Raw genomic sequence first — 18,860 nt, forward strand, 5'->3', positions numbered from 1 at the left:
AGAGTGCTATGCAAGTGATTGAACAGCACCCATACGTTGATCAGGTTCTCAGCGCCATCCCAGGAGATTCCGGTGTGGGTGACAACCTTGCCGACGATTCCGTGCTGGAGTTTCTGGAAGACGAAGTGATGAAGGTGGGCTCGCTGGCTCACAACGACATCAATTGGCAAAAAGTGCAGATCGAATCTCTGCAATTGCTGGCAGACCGAAGCAAAGACCTGAAAGTACTAGGCTTTTTCATGCTGAGCTTGCAGCAGGGCAAAGATGGCGAGCACTTCGCCCTGTCCTTGTATCTGCTGCACCGGGTGTTGGATGACTGGTGGGAAAGCGCGTGGCCTTACCCGGGAGCCAAGGGACAGCGGGCCCGAAAAATGCTGTTCACCCAGATTGTGCAGCGTGCGGTTAAAAGCGTGGACGGTCTGGGTTTTGATGCCAGTGTGGGTGATGGGCGGCAGTTTTGCCTGGACCTGATTGCCAAGCTGGATGAGCAGGCGCGGAACCGGGATTTACCGGATGACCCGCTGTTCGAGTTGAAACGGGCTGTGGATAAGTTGCCAAAGCCGGATCAAAGCAGCAGCCAGCAACTGGCTTCAACGGTTGCGCCGGCAAGTCCCGCACAAACGCAATCTGCTCAAGCGCCGGCGCAGCCAGCTGCGGCTCCGGCGGCCTTGGGCAATCTCACTCTGGACCCTGGCAACGAACGAGCAACCCGCCAAAGCTTGCTGAAAGTGGCGGAGTTGTTGACCAGTACCGAACCGGACAACCCCTTGGGCTATCAGCTGCGCCGTTACGCCATTTGGCAAAACATCACCAGCCTGCCGCCGACACGGGACGGCATTCGTACCGATTTGGCCGCCGTCAGTGCAGACCGGGTTGCAGATTACAAAGAAGCGTTGGAAAAAACGCCCGACAACGACTTGTGGCAGCGCATTGAGCAAAGCTTATCGGTGAGCCCGTTTTGGCTCGATGGCCATTGGCTGAGCGCCCGTGCGGCCCAAGCTCTGGGTCATAACCGCTGTGCGGAAGCGATACGAGAAGCGTTGAAAAAATTTGTTGAACAGTTACCGAAACTTGCCGAGTTGACCTTCAACGACCAAACACCGTTTCTCAGTGAACAAGCGGCAGAGTGGATGCATACCGTCTCGGCTTCGGCCAAAGCCGGTGGGGGCAGTTCAAACCCTTGGGAGCAAGCTCTGGAAACGGCGCTCGAGTTGGTGCAGCAGAACAAGCTGTCATCCGCTCTGGAGTTGTTGGAACAAGGGTTGGCCGACGCTCGCGAGCCTAGGGAGAAATTCTACTGGCGCTTGGCGACGGCAAAACTGATGAAAGAAAGCGGCCTGAAAGCCATGGCTGCACAACAGATTCAGGACCTGCAAGGGCAGGTTCACGGGTTGGTTCTGGAAGACTGGGAACCGGCTTTGATCAAACAAATGGAACGGCTGGCGTAATCGCCTCACGCATTAAACGCAGGAATGGAAACCATGTGGAGAAAAGCATTACTCATTGGTCGATGGCTGCTGCCATACCTTCGTAACGCCGCCCCGGTCACGCTGACCTTGGGCGTGATCGCCCTATTGGTTGCGACTTGGTGGTTAGGGCCACGGCTGGAGATCAACGGCGAGTACCCGTTGGTGGCCTGGCAGATGCGGGCGCTGGTGACTCTCGGCGTTGTTCTGGTGGTGGTCATATTCTGGGGCATGGCGCTGGCTCGCCGGTTGAGCAAGGTCAATAAGGCCAAAGCGGCCGAGCAACAAGAGCAAGAAGATCCGATTCTACCGATGGAGCGCCGGCAACAACGGTTGCTGGATCGCCAGTTACAGGCACTCAAGAGCAACTTGCCGGGCCGAAAAGGTTTGTATCGCCTGCCGTGGTATTTGGTGATGGGGCTTGAAGATGCCGGTAAAACAAGCCTGATTCAGCGCTCGGGGCAAACCTACACCCTGACCAATGTCACCCGCAATAACCGGGGGGATCGCAACCCCTTCGGTTTCGATTGGTGGATTGGTGATAACGGCGTTCTGATTGATCCAGACGGCGAATTGCTAAGCCAGAATCAGGGCGAAGGGGCCTCGGGTGAAATCCAGAACCGGTTGTGGAACCACTTTATCGGCTGGCTGGAAAACAGCCGCCCGCAAAGACCGCTGAACGGTCTGATCCTTGCCGTCGATTTGGCGCGATTGAGCACGGCCAATGAGCAACAGCGGGAAGCTCACGCCATTTTATTACGCACCCGGATAAGGGAGCTCATGGAGCAGTTGGGCTCGCGCCTGCCGGTGTACGTCACCTTCACAAAAATGGACTTGATGTACGGCTTTGCCCCGTTCGTTAGAGCCATGTCGAAGGCTGAAAAAGATCAGGCGCTCGGCTTCACCTTCCAGCTGGATAACCAGCAAGATCACGACGAATGGCTTGAACAGTTCGCGGAACGATACACCGAGTTGGTGGATGAGCTGAGCCAGCGCTTACCAGACGTGCTTGCCGATACCCGGGAGGCTGAAGAGCGGGCGGCAGCGTATTCCTTCACGCGCCAGCTGGCGGGCCTCAAGCCGGCGGTAGAGCAGTTCCTCAGCGACTTGCTGTCCGCTGACGCTTTCTCGACACCGGCTTTGGTGCGGGGCACTTATTTCACCTCCGTTCTGCAGGAAGGGGTGCCTGAAGATGCCTTCGTGGCTGCCGCCGCCCGCAATTACCAGATGAGCGGTCCGATTCAACCGGCGCAGCGGAATGCCCAGTCAGTCAGTTTGTTCACCAAGAACCTGTTCCCGGGTGTGATCTATCGCGAGGCCGGTCTGGCCGGTGATAACCGAAAAGTGATCAAAAAGCGCCACCGGAAAGTCGCGATGGCTTCAATCGTAGCTCTGTGTGCCGGCGCAGGTATGACGGCCGGCTGGCAGCACTATTTCATCAAGAACGCCGAAGCTGCGGCGCAGGTGGAAAACCGGGTTAACGCCTTCCTGAACGATTGGCAGCCGGTTGGCTACGAGCCGGACACAACCGGCCGCAACCTGCTACAGCCACTGGATGAGCTTCGAGAAGCCACCCTGGCGTTCGGCGATTACCGTAAAGAGTGGCCGCTGGTCACCGACATGGGCCTGTATCAAGGCCATAAAGTTGGGCCGGAAGTGGATGCTGCCTATCTCGACATGTTGGCTTACCAGTACCTGCCGGCATTGATGTTCGGTGTGATGGAAGAGATGGGGCAAGCACCGGATAACAGCACTGAGCGGTTGGAGCACTTGCGGGTTCTGCGCATGATGTATGACGAAAGCGGCCGCCGTGGAGACATCGTATCGGAATACATGCGCGAGTATTGGCAAGCGCGCTTCCCCGGCCAGCGGGAAGTACAGAACCGGCTGCATAGCCATCTGCAGTACGCGATGGCGCACACCAACCTTGCGGGTATGGCCGCCGAAGGTGATCAGGCGGCGAGCATGGCACTGGTGCCTTTCCGGAGCAGTGTGCAGTGGGCGCAGCACGAATTGGGTCGGATCAGCACCCCGGACAGGGTCTATCGTGATCTGAAAGTGGAAGCCGGTCGGGATTTTCAGTCGCCGCTGGAGTTGGCGCGCAGCTCTGGCCCGGCCTTTGCCACCGTGTTCACTCGCGTGGATGCCTACGGCGAGCCGCAGGGCGACGCCTTGCCGGCAGAGGACGACCCGCTCTCCATTCCGGCACTGTTGACCCGGGACGGCCTGGAAAAATGGTTCCTGCGTCAATCAAGCTCGGTAACGGAATTGGCCCTGGTCGATGCCTGGGTGTTAGGGCGCCGGAACGACGTGGATTTCAGTAAAGCTGATGAAGCCGAGTTACTGTCGAGCTTGCAGACTCTGTATGCCGAAAACTACGCCAACGTGTGGCGCACCGCGCTCAGTCGAATCGATGTGCACCGTTTTGAAGACTTGAATCATGGCGTGCGTATCCTTGAAAGCTTGACCAGCGGCCATCAGCCATTGGCACGCCTGCTTGGCCAGGTGCAGGCCAATACCAAACTGATTCCTGCCGGTGAAGGTGAGGCCGAAGTGGCTCGAAAACTGCTGCAGGAGTCGCCGCATTACCGAATGCTGCAGGATATCGAGCGCCAGTTCGACGACCTGAACCGGCTGACTCGCAAAAACAGCGATCAGCCCAGTGGTCTGGAAGAAGTCATGGTGGTGGTAGCCGAGTTGCACGAGTACATGCGCAGCATTCAGGAATCACCGGATTCGGGCAAGGCTGCACTGAGTGCTGCCCGAGCGCGCATGGCCCTTCAGGGGTCAGACCCGATCTTCACGCTCCAGCGTATGGCCAGCCATCAGCCCGAGCCGCTGAACCGCCTGTTAAGCCGACTGGCTACCGAAAGCTGGCGAGTGGTGCTTGATCGTGCCGTGGCCCAGCTTGAGCGGGAGTGGTACCGGGAAGTGTACCAGCCGTTCCAGCAAACCCTTGCCCGGCATTACCCGTTTGCGACAGACGCAAGCCGAGATGCCGCGTTGCAGGATTTCGAGCGCTTCTTCGCTCCCGACGGCATTCTGGAGTCTTTCTACAACAATAACCTGAAGCTGTTTTTGGAAGACCACCCTGAACAGGTCGGCGATGCCCGCCGCGCGAGCTTGGTGCGCCGCGATGTGCGAGCCGCCTTGGAACGGGCCCGCCAGATTCGCCAGGCGTTCTTCACCCGCAGTGGCACGTTGGATGTTGAATTCGCGCTAGAACCGCTTAACCTGACCAACAACAAACGCCGCGCCGTGGTGAATATCGACGGGCAACTGGTGGAGTTTTCCCATGGGCCTCGCCAAAGCATCCCGCTGGTCTGGCCGAACACGCTGCGTGACAGCGTCGAAAGCCGCATTACCCTGGTGCCGATACAGGTGAACCGCTCACCGCGCAGCATTTCCGAACGTGGCCCTTGGGCGCTCTTCCGGCTGTTGAACAAAGCAGAAATCACCGGAGTCAGTAGTAATGCGGTGGATGTGATGTTCAAAGTGGATGATGGCGAGATGCGTTACCGCCTGCATGCAGCCAGTAATACCAACCCGTTCACACAGCAGATGCTTGCAGGGTACCGAATACCCCGCAGCTTGTATTAGACTGTGTGCCGTCGCCCGGGCATGAACGCTCGGGTTGGCGGGAGCCGGCACCCGGATGGCGCTGGCTGAAAAGGAAATGTTCATTCTTCAGGGACTGAAGTTATGCCCCAGGCAAGCGGATTGCAGTTCACCGCCCGTATTGGCGAATTCCCCTCAGACCACTTCGTGGTTGCCAGCTTTGTGCTCACCGAAGGTTTATCCACGCTCTCCCATGGCCGCTTAAAATTGGCCAGCACCGACCCGGACGTGCAAGCAGCGGATGTGCTGGAACAGCCGGTGGATCTGGTGGTGTGGCAAGACGGCCAGCCCCTGCGCCGATTCACCGGCGTAGTGAACGAATTTGTTCGGGGCAACACCGGCCATCGCCGCACCCATTACGAAGTGGTGATCCAACCTCCCGTGTGGCGTTTGGGCTTGATGCACAACAGCCGGATTTTTCAGGCCCAGACCACCGATGCCATTGTGCGCACGCTGCTGGAAGAGCGGGGCATTGTGGATACGGTGTTTGACCTGAAACGCTCCCCCGAGGAGCGGGAATACTGCGTCCAGCACCGCGAAAGCGACCTGAAATTTGTAGAACGACTGGCTGCGGAAGAAGGTTGGCACTACCGCTACCAACACGGCAGCGTGGACGGTGAAGAGCAGCCCGCGTTAGTCATCGCCGACCATCACGGTGATGCGCCCAAATTAGACCCGGTAGAATGCAACACCAAAGCCGGTGGCAGCACCCAGCAGGCCTGTATCTTCAGCTTCGCCTACGAAGAGCGTGTGCGGGCTTCATCGGTGGCGATGAAAGATTACACCTTCAAGAACCCTGCTTACGCTCTGATGCACGAACAGAGTGCCGGCGGTGTAAACCACCGGGAAGACTACCAACACTACGACTACCCCGGCCGCTACAAAGCCGATGCCAGCGGCCAGCCGTTTACTCAGACCCGATTAGACGCACTCAGAAACGATGCTTCCGCCGCCAAAGGCAAAAGCAACCGCCCGGACTTTGCCGCCGGTGCCAAAGTGGAGCTGCAAGATCACGACAGCCAAAGCTTAAACCGGGAATGGCTGCTCACCGCCATCACCCACACCGGCAAACAGCCCCAGGCCCTGGAAGAAGAGGGTGGCAGCGAACCCACCAGCTACCACAACACCTTCAGCGCCATCCCGGCCGACAAAACCTGGCGCCCCCTGTGCAACCACAAACCCGTGATGGAGGGCCCCCAAATGGCGCTCGTCACCGGCCCCGTGGGTGAAGAAATCCACTGCGACCAGTATGGCCGGGTGAAAGTCAGATTTCCGTGGGACCGCTATTCCAAGAACGACGAACACTCAAGTGCCTGGTTGCGCGTGGCCCAGGGCTGGGCCGGTGGCCAATACGGTTTCATGGCATTGCCCAGAATCGGCCACGAAGTGATTGTCTCCTTCCTGGACGGCGACCCGGACCAGCCCATCATCACCGGAAGAACATATCACGCCACCAACACACCGCCGTACGCGCTGCCGGAACACAAAACCCGGACCACCCTGAAGACCAAAACCCACAAGGGTGAGGGCAGCAACGAGCTACGCTTTGAAGACGAAGCGGGCGAAGAGCAGATCTACGTGCACGCCCAGAAAGACCTGGATCTGCTGACGGAAAACAACCGCACCGAAGTTATCAAGAACGACAGCCACCTGACGGTCGAAAACAACCGCTTCAGCCATACCAAAGGCAATAGCCACCACACCGTAGATGGCGAGAAGCGCGAGCTGACAGGTAAAGACCACAGCTTCAATGTCACCGGTACTCTGCACCTGAAAGCCGGCACCGCCTGGCTCAGCAATTCCGGTACCGAACTGCACATCAAAGCCGGCCAGAAAGCGGTGATCGAAGCGGGTGCCGAAATCACCTTGAAGGCCGGCGGCAGCTTCGTGAAGATCGATCCCGCCGGTGTGGCTATCGGTGGCGCGAGCATCAAGATGAATGCCGGAGGAGCTGCAGGTAAGGGCAGCGGGCAGAAGGTGCAGGTGCCGGAGATGCCGGGGTGGGTGGATGCTGCTGGCGGGGTTGGGGCGCCGGTGGCGTTGGCGGAGGTTGGGCAGCGATCTAATGCCGAGCCCAAAGCGATTGTGGCCCATCGATTGAAGCAAGCCCGCATGCAAAGAACAGCCATTGTTGAGCAGTGCCAACAGCAACCTGATGGTACTTGTCCGCTTAGGAACTGTCCTTGCGGTAAGAATCAGACAGCGTGATAAGTAAAGGAGCCCGTTGTGGTATTTGCAAAACTCTCGACTGACAAGGTGCGTTTTTTAGTGCTGGAGGCACAGCAGAAATCAACGGTTTTGCGGTCTTTGTATGAGCAAGCAGACGTTCCGAAGTGGCTTTATTTATTTGCTGAGACTGACTGGCAACAGTACTTGGCCGAAAGCCCCGTTGTTCTGGAAGCTAAACAGAAGAGCCCGGAGTATCAGTGGGCTTTGCAAGGTTTGAAGGAGGGGCGGCTTGTCGGTCTGATTCTGGAGTCATCCGAGAGCCTTGAGTCCGTGACGAGTTGGCTAAGGGCGCGTTTGAAAGTGCGCTTTGACGGAGAGCGACAGGGTCTACTTCGACTTTACGACCCTGAGGTATGGCAACGCTTGTCCCCGGTGACTCTGGACCAAGCGGATGTCATTGAGCGAGTTATTTACTGGTTCGGAGAAAGTGGTCAGGAACGTTGGCATACCACCGACAGACCAAATCCGTTCACCATGTTGCCCTTACCAACGCTGTCAGAAACTCAGTGGCAGAAATTGAATACGGCCGATGTCTGAGTCCGAATTAATACGCTTAGAACGCAAGGAATGACAGGGATGTCTGAGAATAGTGCAAAGCAGTCCACAGCTGGTTGTAGCCCGGCCTGTGAGGGTAAATCACTGATTATCGAAGTCATGGGCAAAGAGCATCCGGAAGGGCATAGTTTCAGGATTTATGAGGAGACAGATTCTGATCTGCAAGAAGGTCTGGAAAGTCGGATGGTTAAGGAAGACTTGGAAGAGTCGGTTCTTCATATCTGGCCATGGCAGAGTCAACCAAACCGTAACATTTGGCTGGAGATTGCCGCAGAAGAGGGTGACCCCATTCGTGTCCCTTTTCTCCAGGATGCAACTGGTATAGATCGAGAAGAAGAGCGGCAGCACCATGTCATTCTCCCCGTCATTCCGACCACCCTGATATCCGGTGTGACTCTCAAGGGCCGAAACCCGGCTCACTATGTAATGTCACGGCCTGGATTTATTTATCTATTCCATGAGGGGAAGCTATGGCGTGAACTTGAAGTGAGAATGGATGATAAGGGCGTTACACGCTACCACGATGTGGCTCTTGACGATTACCGAGAGACCAACGGAGATATAAAACCTGGTTACCGAGCGGTGACCGGTGCAGGACTAGCAGAAATCTGGTTGCCGGCGAGAGTAGATGGGAAGTGGATTAACATTCACGCAGCATTCAGTGAGTCTCAATGGCCGGGAACTCGGGTCAATTACTTGCAGCGTAAACCTTTTGTCAGAATGGATCGCTGCAATACCATTTCGATGGTTCTTGCAGAGCCAACACATGACGAGGGTGACACCGTCACTGTGAGCAGGCGCGCTAGAAACGCTTTCCTTGCGAGCTGTCTCGCGCCTCAGCGAAGTCGAAACCCTTTGGTGGAATCGCAGTTTGATCGTCCGGAAAAATACCTCTTGGATCTGACGGGGGAATACACTGCCTTATCCGAGCAGGCAGCTATACAGGTTCACCAGAGGCAGGAGGACCCCGATCCGGAAGACCCAATATATGAAGACGAACGCCCTGAAATGACCGTGCTCGCCAAGTGTCTTCATCGAACCTTGAGGGAAGTGGAAGCAGTTGGCGATGAAACAACGGAGGCAGAAGATCGCGGTGTATTTGATTGGCCGGAGGAAACCCAAAGTGCTGAGGATGTTGTTAAGGATGCCCGTGATCGCGTAATTGGAGCGATCCGAATTGATGATCCTGTTGGAAGGTTGCGATACCTGCAACAGCGCCGCCAGGTAGCCGCATGGTTTTCTAATGCTGCAGTGAGACGCGCAAAGGCACGACCTTATTTTGAATCTGCCCTGTTAGTGAACTCAGCGATTGTCCCCAGTAACTTTGGAGGGAAAATCAATCCTCTCAATAAATATATGAGGGAGTTGAATGGCGCGGGCCGGAAAGAGTTAGAGCGTTCGATCGCAGTATCTGAACGAAAACTAGCGGTGCAATATGGGAGTGATTTGCAGGAGGATTTGTTGGACCTTCTGCAACGCAGTTGGGTGCAGCATAGCTTGGTTGATCTCTTTACCCATGATGGTTATGACTACGCAGGAGCATTCTATTTTCTGTCCTCACTAATTCAGGAGGCGATTAAGGATCCAGAAGAATGTGATGTACTAGCTGCTAGGGTAGACGCTCGGAAATCCGGAATAGGTAAAGAGTGGTTGCAGAACCTCTGTCGCGCAGGGAGAAGCAACTTACTGTATTCGTTGCTTTTCCCGGACTTTGATGCCAATGACCTGGAGCGCTCCTACGAGCCTCAGGCGCAGCCCGATGAAAATTCAGGTGACGGCCAATTCCGGGCCAGTGAGTTGGCATCACTGGAAAACACTGACCTTCCAGAGCTAGACGTCGTTATGACTAGGGACGGACTGGAACTGGCTGCAGCAGCCGAGGCGGGTGCGTTTGCTACGGCCTTTGCCTCCAGTCTTCGGACAGGAACCCAGACCTTGCTGAGTATCCATGGCAGTCTCTGGGGCGCGGTCCAAAGTGCAAGTCAATCCCTGGTTAGTCACAATCAGCAACTCAAAGATGTCGACACCCAACTCAAGGCTGCGGAGTCGGAACTGAATCGATTGAGTCAGGAGAGGGTTGAGGCTGAAAAAGAAATCAAAGACGCACGGGTTCAAGCTGTTGATGAGCAGATCGAACAGAACCAACGAACTGAGCAGGCAAGGCAACAAGCACAGGCACGTCTGAATCGGATAGCTATCCAAGAATCCGAGATTGATCGCCGCGCACAGACTCTTTTCACTCAGAGGCAGCGGTTGTTCTCGCATGCGATCGAAGCACAAATGAAACTTTACGGGGGATGTTTTCAACAGCTCCGCGCGTCATTACCTTTACTTACCGGAAAAGTCAGGTTAGAGCGGCTTTCAAAAGCCGCTCAGAAGGGTTACTTCGTGATTGGCATCAGTGGCTTGGAGGACAGCGGCGGTGAAGGGCGAGCCGTAAGAATGTTTGGCGACATTACGGAACAAAGCGAAGGCGGGGTTCGAGCGACGGCCTCGACCAGCCGCACCCGCGCAAAGACTCAGGGAATACCTTCCAGTGTGGCAGACGATGCACTGGTCTTGGTTGTCCCAGAAAACGAACAGATTACAAAAATCCTGAAGCATCTCAATACGGCAGAGCGTCAGTACGCTAAGGCATTGAAAGAGCTGAATATCTGGGAACGTTACGCTGCCCAAGCATCTGACTTGTCTGCGGCGGCCACAGCAGCAGTGGCTCGACGGGTAGCAGGCGCTGAGGCGAAACTTGAAAAGGCGTTGAGTAATCTGGAGAAGGTTGATGGAAGTCTGGAGGCTGCAAACGATGCGTTCGATGATATCGAGACGAACAAGGCAGCTTTAGATGCTGAGGTGCGATCTTTGGACGATACGGTCCGGAAGGTAGAAGACAGACGCCTTTACAGAGTACTCAACTCACCGCTTTTGCCGGCTGCCGTTATGTTGATGGAATTGCATAACGTATCAAGTGCTGGAGCTGCCTACGATAGAGATTTTCGAGCAAAAGGGCTTTGGAGTGCGATGGCGGGGGCCGGAAGCGCGTATTACGATATAGGCTACGCTTCGGTAATGCTGGCCGAGCGCTTTCTGCAAAATGTGGCGCTCATTGAGCGTGCATCTACACAGCTTCTGTCACGTGAATGGAACGGAAGATTTGCTCAAGCGTTTGCCAGGGTTTTTGGTGGCCCTCCAACCTGGGGAAAACTATTCGGTGGAGCAGGCGGTCTCTTGATGGCACTCGAATATGCTTTTGATTCCAGCTATCTATATCGGATGGGAAATACTGAAGGGGCTATTGGTGCTGGCTTAGTAGCTGCGGGTGGCGTCGCGTTGGCATTTTCCAGTGTTGCGGGGGCTTCCGGACTGTTATTTCTGGGACCGGCGGGCTGGCTGACTCTGGGTGTAGTACTGGCGCTCTCCGGTACCGCCTTGATGGCGTGGTTCAGCGAGGAATCTATAGAAATCTGGATGCGGCATGGACCCTTTGGACAGATGTCGGAGAAGCCCTTTTTGAAAGAGCCTCGTGAAGCATACTATCGCCTGATTAGTTTGCTTATGGGCGTTAATATCGTAATCGAGCCGAATCCTCTGCGAGGCAGGGCACTTCGGGGAGAACTGGACGAGCAAGATGAAAGCCGTCTAATTGCTCTCCGCGAGGCAAACACCAGGTTGAGGGTGGAAAGCGCCATCCCGGGCTTGTTTAGGGGAGCTGAGATGGTCGAAGTGAAGCCTCACTTGCAATTGGTAGAAACGAAGGCTGAGCGGGGGTATTTGTTGGGAGTTAGTGATATGTCCAACAGGAGAATTATGCCAGTTGCAGAAAACAAATCTCGAGCTCGCGTGTTGCGAGAAGAAGAGTTTGTAGGTGGAGTCTATGTCTATTTGAATTCGCCCCAAACACGAAGAACAGAATCTCAGCGCTGGTTGGGAGCCGTTGAGTTAACTGAAACCCGCGCTTACCACTGGAAGGTCAGGATTCAATTGCAAATCCAAACTACCAAAGGGGAAGCACCAATGGTGTTCCCGGCGCCTGATCCGGAAGACCCGCTGGTATACAATAAGGACGATTTGAAACATTCCGAGCCGGACTTCACCAAAGAGAACCGTCCGTTCTGGTACGACGAAGAGGTCCGTTATTTTGGATAGGCCAAGGAACGCTTCAGCGATTATCGGGAGGTATTATGGCGCGGATGCTTACCGTTCCGATTTAATACCAGATCAACCCGACCAGCAACAAGATTTAAATCACTCGACGCTGGATCGCTCGGCTGGCTTTAGACTGCCCTGGGGTACCGCGCAGGATTTGATGCCGTCAAACCTATTTGCTCGTTGGCGACCAGAGGCTCTTCGGAAAATTGAAGAGAGAGAAGATCTGCTTGCTGAAGCTGGTGACCAGGGACAGCTGGATCATGAGAGTATTTGCTATGCACCTTTAGCTTTCCGATCAAAAGTGGTTAACGCGTTTGAGCTTTACGGAAAAGCGTTCTTTTGGGTGAGTTTACCTCTTGGGCTTGTTACTTACCTGATGCATATTTACCTCACTGATTCATCTTTTGTGGCCGCCCTAAACGATGTTTGGCCGTTTATCATTGCCTTGAGCGGCATGCCAGCAGCTATGTGGCTATCCTCCACCGTCGCTTTTACATTCTTTCCTCGTTGGTGCGTGAAAGCCGGGCGCGGTCCTGAATGGGAACTTAACCGTCGAACGGGAGTGGTTCGTATCTGGCACTATAGACGCAGAATTCCGTTGTTTTGGAACTATCAGGAGACCGTCACTGAGACTCCGTTTTATGAATTTGATGGCTGGGTGGCCGGCGGTGCGACACAGTATGGGCCCAGGTTTGACTTCATCTTGTGTCACCGATACAGCAAGCTCAAGGTTCATATCGGAGACATCCTGTTAGGTTGGCACCAATCTCCTCGTCCATGCTACGCACTCTGGGATTTCCTCCAAAACTATATGGATGTGACGCGGCCATTACCTGAATTCCCAGTGCTGGAGCCCCATCGACACAAGGATCCTGTGACCGCCGAACATGATAGAGAGGCTGGCCGACCGGAACGTTATTGGCGGGACATGGATGACAAAACCTTCCAACAAAAAGAGGACGAGATGCTTGGTCGGGTTCTGCGCATCAACACCGAACAACGCCCAAACTTGATGGCCAGGAAAGTGCGCTATGCGCACATGACGCCGGAAGATATGTTGGCCTATGGCCGTGGTTCACGACAATCTCGTCAGCGTCGAGCAAAATCCGGATTGAAGAAAGAGCCCATCCGGAGTGTTTCCTCAGATTAGTAAGTGGCGGTTCCCGAGCCTGGGCATCCTTTTGCGAAGGAAGAGTTATATGGACATGAGCCTACACTCAGCTCGGGATGGATTTAATGTCACTCAAGCTGGATTCGATGGCAGCAGCAAATTTGCTCATTCCACCTGGCCGAGTTATTACGGCTCCTGTGCTTATCGCTCTGACGCGATTCCCGAGCAAAGCAATCAAACTCAGGAATTGAACCGAACCGGATTAGATCGCTCAGCCAGCTTACGTTTACCGTGGGGTAATACCCGAGAAGTAATGCCGCCCGCCTTTATTTCAAGAGATCCGCCCAAGAAGTTGCGGCGACTGGAGAAAAAAGAGGATCTGGCAGCGAAGTACGGACTTCACGTTGAGAATAATCACGAGTGTTTCCGGTATGCACCATTGGCTTTTCAGGCGCGCTTTTTCGACATGATGAGTGTTGCGGGTAAGATTTGGGCATACATTGTTTCTCCAGGATATTTGATAACATTGATTTTGATGTCGCCGTTGTTTACATCCATTAGTAGAAACTATTCTGAGTACATACAAAGTCTTGGTTTGTTCGAATTTATTATGCTTGGAGGCGGCTGGATTCTCATTTTGATTGCAGATCTGGCCTTCCGCCTCTTCCCGAAATGGCTTTTACGGAATGGCCGCGGTCCTGAGTGGGAGTTCAACCGTCGCACCGGCATGATCAAGGTCTGGCAATACCCGAAAAAGTTTCCTTTTCTTCCCAGAAAGCCTCCGGTAGTGGTTGAAAAACCTTTCTACGAGTTCGATGCCTGGTGCTGCGCGCGGGTGGACCGTTTCGGTAGTGTGTTTGATTTGGTGCTCTCTCACCGATACAGCAAACTGGACGTTACCGTTGGCGATCTTCTCGGCGCCCATGGCAGTCCCACCATGTGTTACGCCTACTGGGATTTCATTCAGAATTACATGGATATCACCAGGCCGCTGCCGGAACTGCCCATGCTGGAGCAGTATCGACACCTTGACCCGACCACCGCAAAACACGACCAGGCGACGGGCCGTCCTGCGCGTTACTGGCGGGATATGGGTGATAAAACCTTCAAGCAGAAAGTGGACGACATGTTTACCGATGTCTCCATCATCGATACAACGCGCAGGCCAGACCTGATGGCGGAAAAGCTGAGTTACGCGTCCTGAGCGAGCAGGAAGCCCTCCCGGCCAATCTTGGAGATGCTTGAAAGCATGTGCTTCCCTCAATGCTTGTGGGGTGAGGTCGACAGTTTGGTCTCGTTACTAAATGCAAAAGACCAAATAATATACGGTTAATGGAATGACCAATCTGAACAACACCAACGATACTTCGTCATCTCATCCATCGGCTGAATCCACCTGGGAAGTCGGAGTGCGCCGTACCACCAAAGATGGTCGGTTGCTGGCCTTGAGTCCGGAGCCGGTAACAACAGGCGAGCGGGCTGTGGACGTCAACACTTGGATTCGGCGGAAAACCGACGGCTGGCAGGATTTGCAGGGCGGAAACCTGCTGTTTGGTGCCGAATTTGCGTTGTTGTTCTTGAGTTTGAGCGTGTTATCCATTGGTATCTTCGGTTTTGGTCTGATGTTTGCGCTAGGCCCCGACTCGCTGGGCCGTTGGGATTGGGAGTCGCCACTTATAATGCTGGTTGGAAACCTCCTGATTTCTTTACCCTGGGGCTTGCACATGCATTTCCTGGGTAACAAAGCCGTGAAAGAAACCCCACCGGTGCGATTTAACGTACAACGCCGGCAAGTAGCCATCCCGCGTTGGACTGAAGGAAAGGAATTCAAGCTCCCGTTTTGGACAGATAATGCAGCTGGAATAGCCTATATAGTGATCGCTTTTACAATTGCCGCAGTTCTGTATACGCCTATTGGTTTGGAAAACAATCCGGTGGAATACGTTCAACGTGTACGGAACTACTTGTTGGCAGCTCTGGTAATTGAGGTTCTGGTGGTCGGCACTTACCTTTTCTTCGGCCTCCGCCTAAAGAAAAAACACGCCCCCAGACTCGTCTACGAAATCTACCCCTGGGAAAAACTAGTTGCCTACATCGAAACCCGTCATGATATCGGTCTCGGGCTGATGGCTACCCACACGGTTCTCACCCTGGCGATTCCGAAACCCGACGACCCGGAATCGGCCTTGGCGGCTGCAAGTATCAACGTAGGTCATGAAACAGCCGGCCTGGCCCAGTGGGAGTGTATTCGCCAGTTTATGGAAAACGGTCCCGAGGCCTGCCCGGACCCGAAACAGGATGAAACCCTGGCCCACTACAAAGCCAAATGCCGCCAGGCCCGCAAAGACCTGTCCTTGTTACCCTGGCTGGGCAAGAAAGTGGGCGACTGGTTCTTTCAGCGTTATTTGGCTCACATCATTACCGAACGTCGTATCAAGACCTTGGCCCTGAAGAGCTTGCCAGAGGAATTGAAAGCCTGGTCCGCGCCTTTGCCCAAAGAGCAGTGGGCCAAACCATCCGAGACCCTGAAAAGCCTCAATCAGCAACTCACCCGTTCTTATGAGCGGGGCCTTCGCTTCACCAATATGGGGCCGGTCTCCGAATGACAAGCCGGGCGTGAGGCGAAACGGCAAGAAAAGCGGGGAAGAGGCCGTTACCAGTCAAGAGAGTCGCCCTGAATCGGAACTCAGCTGTTTTAATGAGGTCGCGCGGGTGTTGCGCTGCCGCGTAGTGAACCTGATTACCAAGATGAATTGTGACGATCAAGGATCGTCACAACTCAATGAGCAGGCAGTAATAATCATGGAAGATTCATTTGCACCAACAGAGAAGATCTTCACCGACCTTATCGCTAGTGAGGACCACATAGGTCTGATAAGGGACTGGCGGGACGTTATTTTTCATACGCTATTTGCAAAAAGGCGGCAGGATCTGGAGTTGCCTGTCTTGCTCCCCATCGAAGACGCACGATGCTTCATCGGTAGCCCAGACCCGGTGGCGGCCCGGGCAGCCATAGAAGACTTCGGTTTCGATGAAGAGCTAGATGTTTTTATCAAACCGGTTCCCTTGGGAGAGCTCGCAAGGAATGCATTCCTTTTAGGCGCGTGGTTCTGCTGGACCGGTTCCAATGTAATCATGAATACGTCACTGATGCATTTGATCGGAATGAAGGCTATAAAACAGCAGCCTTCAGGGCAGGAGCTTTTGTATCAGGCGAAACTCCATGAACTTCAAAATCCGGGCAAGTTCGTCGAGATAATTAAAGCGCAAAGCTGGGTTGTCAGCACCGTATCTGGAAACTCGGTGACAGAAGTGGTGCAGGAGGCTCTTGTCATCGATGATCGCGGGCTTGTGGTGTTCGGGCCGGGTTTAGGTCCATCAGGTGTGGCTAAAAATCGCAGTGAGCTGTCTGCTGATGAGCAGGCACTGTTTGATTGGTGGGCCCTGCCGCTCTACGACTATGCCGCTTGGGAAGAGAAGGGTGAAGGCGAGAATAGAGCGGATGAAAATGTTAAAAGCATAGACACTTACGTCCCGGCTCCTTCCATTATTGGCGAAGAAAATCTTCTTTCTTTTTATGACCTCGAACGTGCTGTTCATAATCAAATCATGCCGGATGCCACCAGGCTGCAATTAGAAGTTATTGAAGACCAAGTGATGCCTGAAATAGAAGAGCAGGGTAGCGATGAGCTTCTGAGGGTGGATGGGCGCCGGTACGGTATCTTGTTTGTTGACCACCCAGAGTGGAGCTTGCCCCTGGGCGGTAATGGACTGGCCATGACAGATTACGGCGAGCAAGTTTGGCTGCCCAAGGAAGCAGGCATTCATGAAGTGCCGGAACATTTTAGGTCGCGACTTACAAGGGCGATTGCCTGGGTGTTGTTCTAGCAAGGGCGAGATCCGGGAAAGCCGGCGCACCTGGTGCTGGGACAGTTTGGCGGCGTAAAGCCGTTTTGTCCTGATAACATGAATCGCCTCTTCGTTCCGGATGCGACCGATGGACGTTTTCCTGCCCTGGCTTGCATGCCGTGTGGTACACAGCAGGTTCCCGTGCTCGTTCACGGTGAAGTGCCTGAGGGTTACGTTTGTGAGGTTCTGGAAGAGTGCCGGGTTCCCGCTTCGGATCTTCCCCGCGGATTAGTTGGGCGGGATTCGCTATTGGTTAACGGCTCGGTGCCCTTCGTTTCCATGTGCACGTTTCTGATGGTACCTGTTGCCGCAATCGAGTTTCCCGAGGAATGGTATACCGGCATTCGGACGTCCAACACGCAGCTAATCTCGGACTTTGAATACTATCTCGCGGAACTGGGTCGTAGTGATCGGGCGAAGCAGGATGTGCAAGGTGGAAAAGATCCCGGCGGCATTGCGGGAGTTTTTTGGGCATGTGCTGGGTTTATGGCTTTTATTATTTTGCTCATGGTCCTTTACGGAACATAAGTCGGCGTCACAAGCGGGAGTCTGATCCTGTTTGGCCCAAGGGATTGAGTTTTTTGTAAACGGTGGAGACGCACAATCATGGAAGAAAAATCAGCTGTCTGTATTGAAGAGTTTGGCAGGCTTGTTGCCGCAAAAGACTACGTTTCACTGGTGCGTGAGTGGCAAGTTCATACCTTTTATGCCGTGTTTGTAAAAAATGGCTCTGAGGGGGAGCTGCCCGCTCTCGTGGAGGTGCACGGTCACTTGGCCTTTCTAGCTGGCACGGATCCCGAAGCGGTTGAAGCAGAGCTGGCGGAGTATCGGCTTTCGGCGGGTGACGGGAATATTTCCATAAAGCCGGTTGCTCTCAAAGAGCTTGCGAGAAATGCGGCGGTGCTGGGCGCTTGGGTTGTCTGGGCTGGTTCAGATGGCGGCGTGGTGGTTGACTCCATTTTGCATATTCTCGGTTTAGCCGGTATCGCGAAAGATGAGTCTGGCACCGAACGCTTGTATCGGGCGAAGCTCCTTGAGCTGCCGGCGAATGAGGAAATGGGCACCGGTCCTGTCATGGCTCAGCGTTGGACAATCACGTCGATCGTGGATGGTCAGGAAGTTGGTGATGCTGAGAGCTGGTTGGTTTATGACGACAATGATGGTGTGATTCTACTCAATCCTGACGGAAACCTACGTAACGGTCCCAAGCCTCGAAGCGCCATCACTTCTGCCGAGCAGGCTTTGTTCGATGAGTGGCGGCAACCGCTCTACCCGTTCCCGGTACCTGAGCAGACGGAAGCATCTGACACCAAAGCGGATATGCCTGGGCATCCTGCTCAGGCGGCAGTTGCAACGGCCGATGTCAGCATTAAGGCAGACCGAAGCTTTGTACGAATGACTGCACTGACCTCCGTTTTGATCATCGCAGTGCTTGGTGTCGTAGTGAGCTTGCAGTGAGCGGTTGCGATGGTGGTCACACAGATTCGGTCAGATAATTACGGGCAAACACCTGTAAATCCTCCGAGACACGCTGGCGAATCGTCGCCCGATCTTGCGGGTCAAGGCCGTACTTTCGGGCCAGCAATTCAAAGTCCTCATCTTTTAGGGTAATGGTCAAACGCGGTCTTGCCCGGGTTTTCTGATAGGGCAGTTCCAGAACTTTGCGCACCATGTCGGAGGTGGTCATGTTCTGTATTGCCGCAGAGACCCGAAAGGCGCGCTGAATGTCGTTGGAGAGGTCGAAGGCCATTTGTACGGCCTGCACCGCCTGCTCCTCTTTTGACCAATCCGGTTTACTTGCCATGGAATTAACCTGATGAATGACGCCC

The 18,860-nt window shown here is 54.5% G+C and carries 12 protein-coding genes; 11 read left to right on the top strand and 1 reads right to left on the bottom strand.

The genetic code is table 11. From position 1 onward, the window contains the following. The first annotated feature begins 8 nt into the window (after nucleotides 1-8). From tssA to DOQ08_RS12610, 11 genes are all read left to right on the top strand, one after another. Nucleotides 9-1,448, top strand: coding sequence for a type VI secretion system protein TssA (gene tssA / locus DOQ08_RS12560; RefSeq protein WP_114335292.1), 1,440 nt, complete (start codon nucleotides 9-11; stop codon nucleotides 1,446-1,448). A gap of 24 nt (nucleotides 1,449-1,472) precedes the next feature. After that, nucleotides 1,473-5,066 (top strand): type VI secretion system membrane subunit TssM, encoded by a 3,594-nt coding sequence (gene tssM / locus DOQ08_RS12565; protein WP_114335293.1) that lies wholly within the window; start codon nucleotides 1,473-1,475, stop codon nucleotides 5,064-5,066. Nucleotides 5,067-5,168: 102 nt separating this feature from the next. After that, complete coding sequence (locus DOQ08_RS12570) at nucleotides 5,169-7,292, top strand: type VI secretion system Vgr family protein (RefSeq protein WP_114335294.1); 2,124 nt, start codon at nucleotides 5,169-5,171, stop codon at nucleotides 7,290-7,292. Between the two features lie 18 nt (nucleotides 7,293-7,310). Beyond that, nucleotides 7,311-7,850, top strand: a complete 540-nt coding sequence (locus tag DOQ08_RS12575; protein WP_114335295.1) for a DUF4123 domain-containing protein — start codon at nucleotides 7,311-7,313, stop codon at nucleotides 7,848-7,850. A gap of 39 nt (nucleotides 7,851-7,889) precedes the next feature. Continuing rightward, nucleotides 7,890-12,008, top strand: a complete 4,119-nt coding sequence (locus DOQ08_RS12580; RefSeq protein WP_114335296.1) for a hypothetical protein — start codon at nucleotides 7,890-7,892, stop codon at nucleotides 12,006-12,008. Next, nucleotides 12,001-13,161 (top strand): hypothetical protein, encoded by a 1,161-nt coding sequence (locus DOQ08_RS12585; protein WP_133297169.1) that lies wholly within the window; start codon nucleotides 12,001-12,003, stop codon nucleotides 13,159-13,161. The genes DOQ08_RS12580 and DOQ08_RS12585 overlap by 8 nt, the downstream gene beginning before the upstream one ends. Nucleotides 13,162-13,210: 49 nt before the next feature. Continuing rightward, complete coding sequence (locus DOQ08_RS12590) at nucleotides 13,211-14,326, top strand: hypothetical protein (protein ID WP_227537666.1); 1,116 nt, start codon at nucleotides 13,211-13,213, stop codon at nucleotides 14,324-14,326. 133 nt (nucleotides 14,327-14,459) lie between these two features. Continuing rightward, nucleotides 14,460-15,728 (top strand): hypothetical protein, encoded by a 1,269-nt coding sequence (locus DOQ08_RS12595; RefSeq protein ID WP_114335298.1) that lies wholly within the window; start codon nucleotides 14,460-14,462, stop codon nucleotides 15,726-15,728. A gap of 124 nt (nucleotides 15,729-15,852) precedes the next feature. Further along, on the top strand, nucleotides 15,853-17,010 hold the full coding sequence (locus DOQ08_RS12600) for a hypothetical protein (RefSeq protein ID WP_133297170.1): 1,158 nt from the start codon (nucleotides 15,853-15,855) through the stop codon (nucleotides 17,008-17,010). 33 nt (nucleotides 17,011-17,043) lie between these two features. Then, entirely contained in the window at nucleotides 17,044-17,559 is a 516-nt protein-coding gene (locus DOQ08_RS12605) for a hypothetical protein (RefSeq protein WP_114335300.1), read from the top strand. A gap of 78 nt (nucleotides 17,560-17,637) precedes the next feature. After that, nucleotides 17,638-18,489: a hypothetical protein gene (locus DOQ08_RS12610; protein WP_114335301.1), complete on the top strand. Its 852-nt coding sequence runs from the start codon at nucleotides 17,638-17,640 to the stop codon at nucleotides 18,487-18,489. 16 nt (nucleotides 18,490-18,505) lie between these two features. On the opposite strand, the gene DOQ08_RS12615 is transcribed toward DOQ08_RS12610, so the two are convergent. After that, nucleotides 18,506-18,835 (bottom strand): hypothetical protein, encoded by a 330-nt coding sequence (locus DOQ08_RS12615; protein WP_114335302.1) that lies wholly within the window; start codon nucleotides 18,833-18,835, stop codon nucleotides 18,506-18,508. Between the last annotated feature and the right edge of the window lie 25 nt (nucleotides 18,836-18,860).

The organism is Marinobacter litoralis (assembly GCF_003336705.1).
In the GTDB taxonomy this organism is placed as follows: domain Bacteria; phylum Pseudomonadota; class Gammaproteobacteria; order Pseudomonadales; family Oleiphilaceae; genus Marinobacter; species Marinobacter litoralis.

What these genes read in the sequence shown, in the direction of transcription:
- DOQ08_RS12570 (WP_114335294.1), top strand. Translation starts at nt 5,169, where the DNA reads ATGCCCCAGGCAAGCGGATTGCAGTTCACCGCCCGTATTGGCGAATTC.
- DOQ08_RS12590 (WP_227537666.1), top strand. Translation starts at nt 13,211, where the DNA reads ATGGACATGAGCCTACACTCAGCTCGGGATGGATTTAATGTCACTCAA.
- DOQ08_RS12580 (WP_114335296.1), top strand. Translation starts at nt 7,890, where the DNA reads ATGTCTGAGAATAGTGCAAAGCAGTCCACAGCTGGTTGTAGCCCGGCC.
- DOQ08_RS12615 (WP_114335302.1), bottom strand. Translation starts at nt 18,835, where the DNA reads ATGGCAAGTAAACCGGATTGGTCAAAAGAGGAGCAGGCGGTGCAGGCC.
- tssM (WP_114335293.1), top strand. Translation starts at nt 1,473, where the DNA reads ATGGAAACCATGTGGAGAAAAGCATTACTCATTGGTCGATGGCTGCTG.
- DOQ08_RS12610 (WP_114335301.1), top strand. Translation starts at nt 17,638, where the DNA reads ATGGAAGAAAAATCAGCTGTCTGTATTGAAGAGTTTGGCAGGCTTGTT.
- DOQ08_RS12595 (WP_114335298.1), top strand. Translation starts at nt 14,460, where the DNA reads ATGACCAATCTGAACAACACCAACGATACTTCGTCATCTCATCCATCG.
- tssA (WP_114335292.1), top strand. Translation starts at nt 9, where the DNA reads ATGCAAGTGATTGAACAGCACCCATACGTTGATCAGGTTCTCAGCGCC.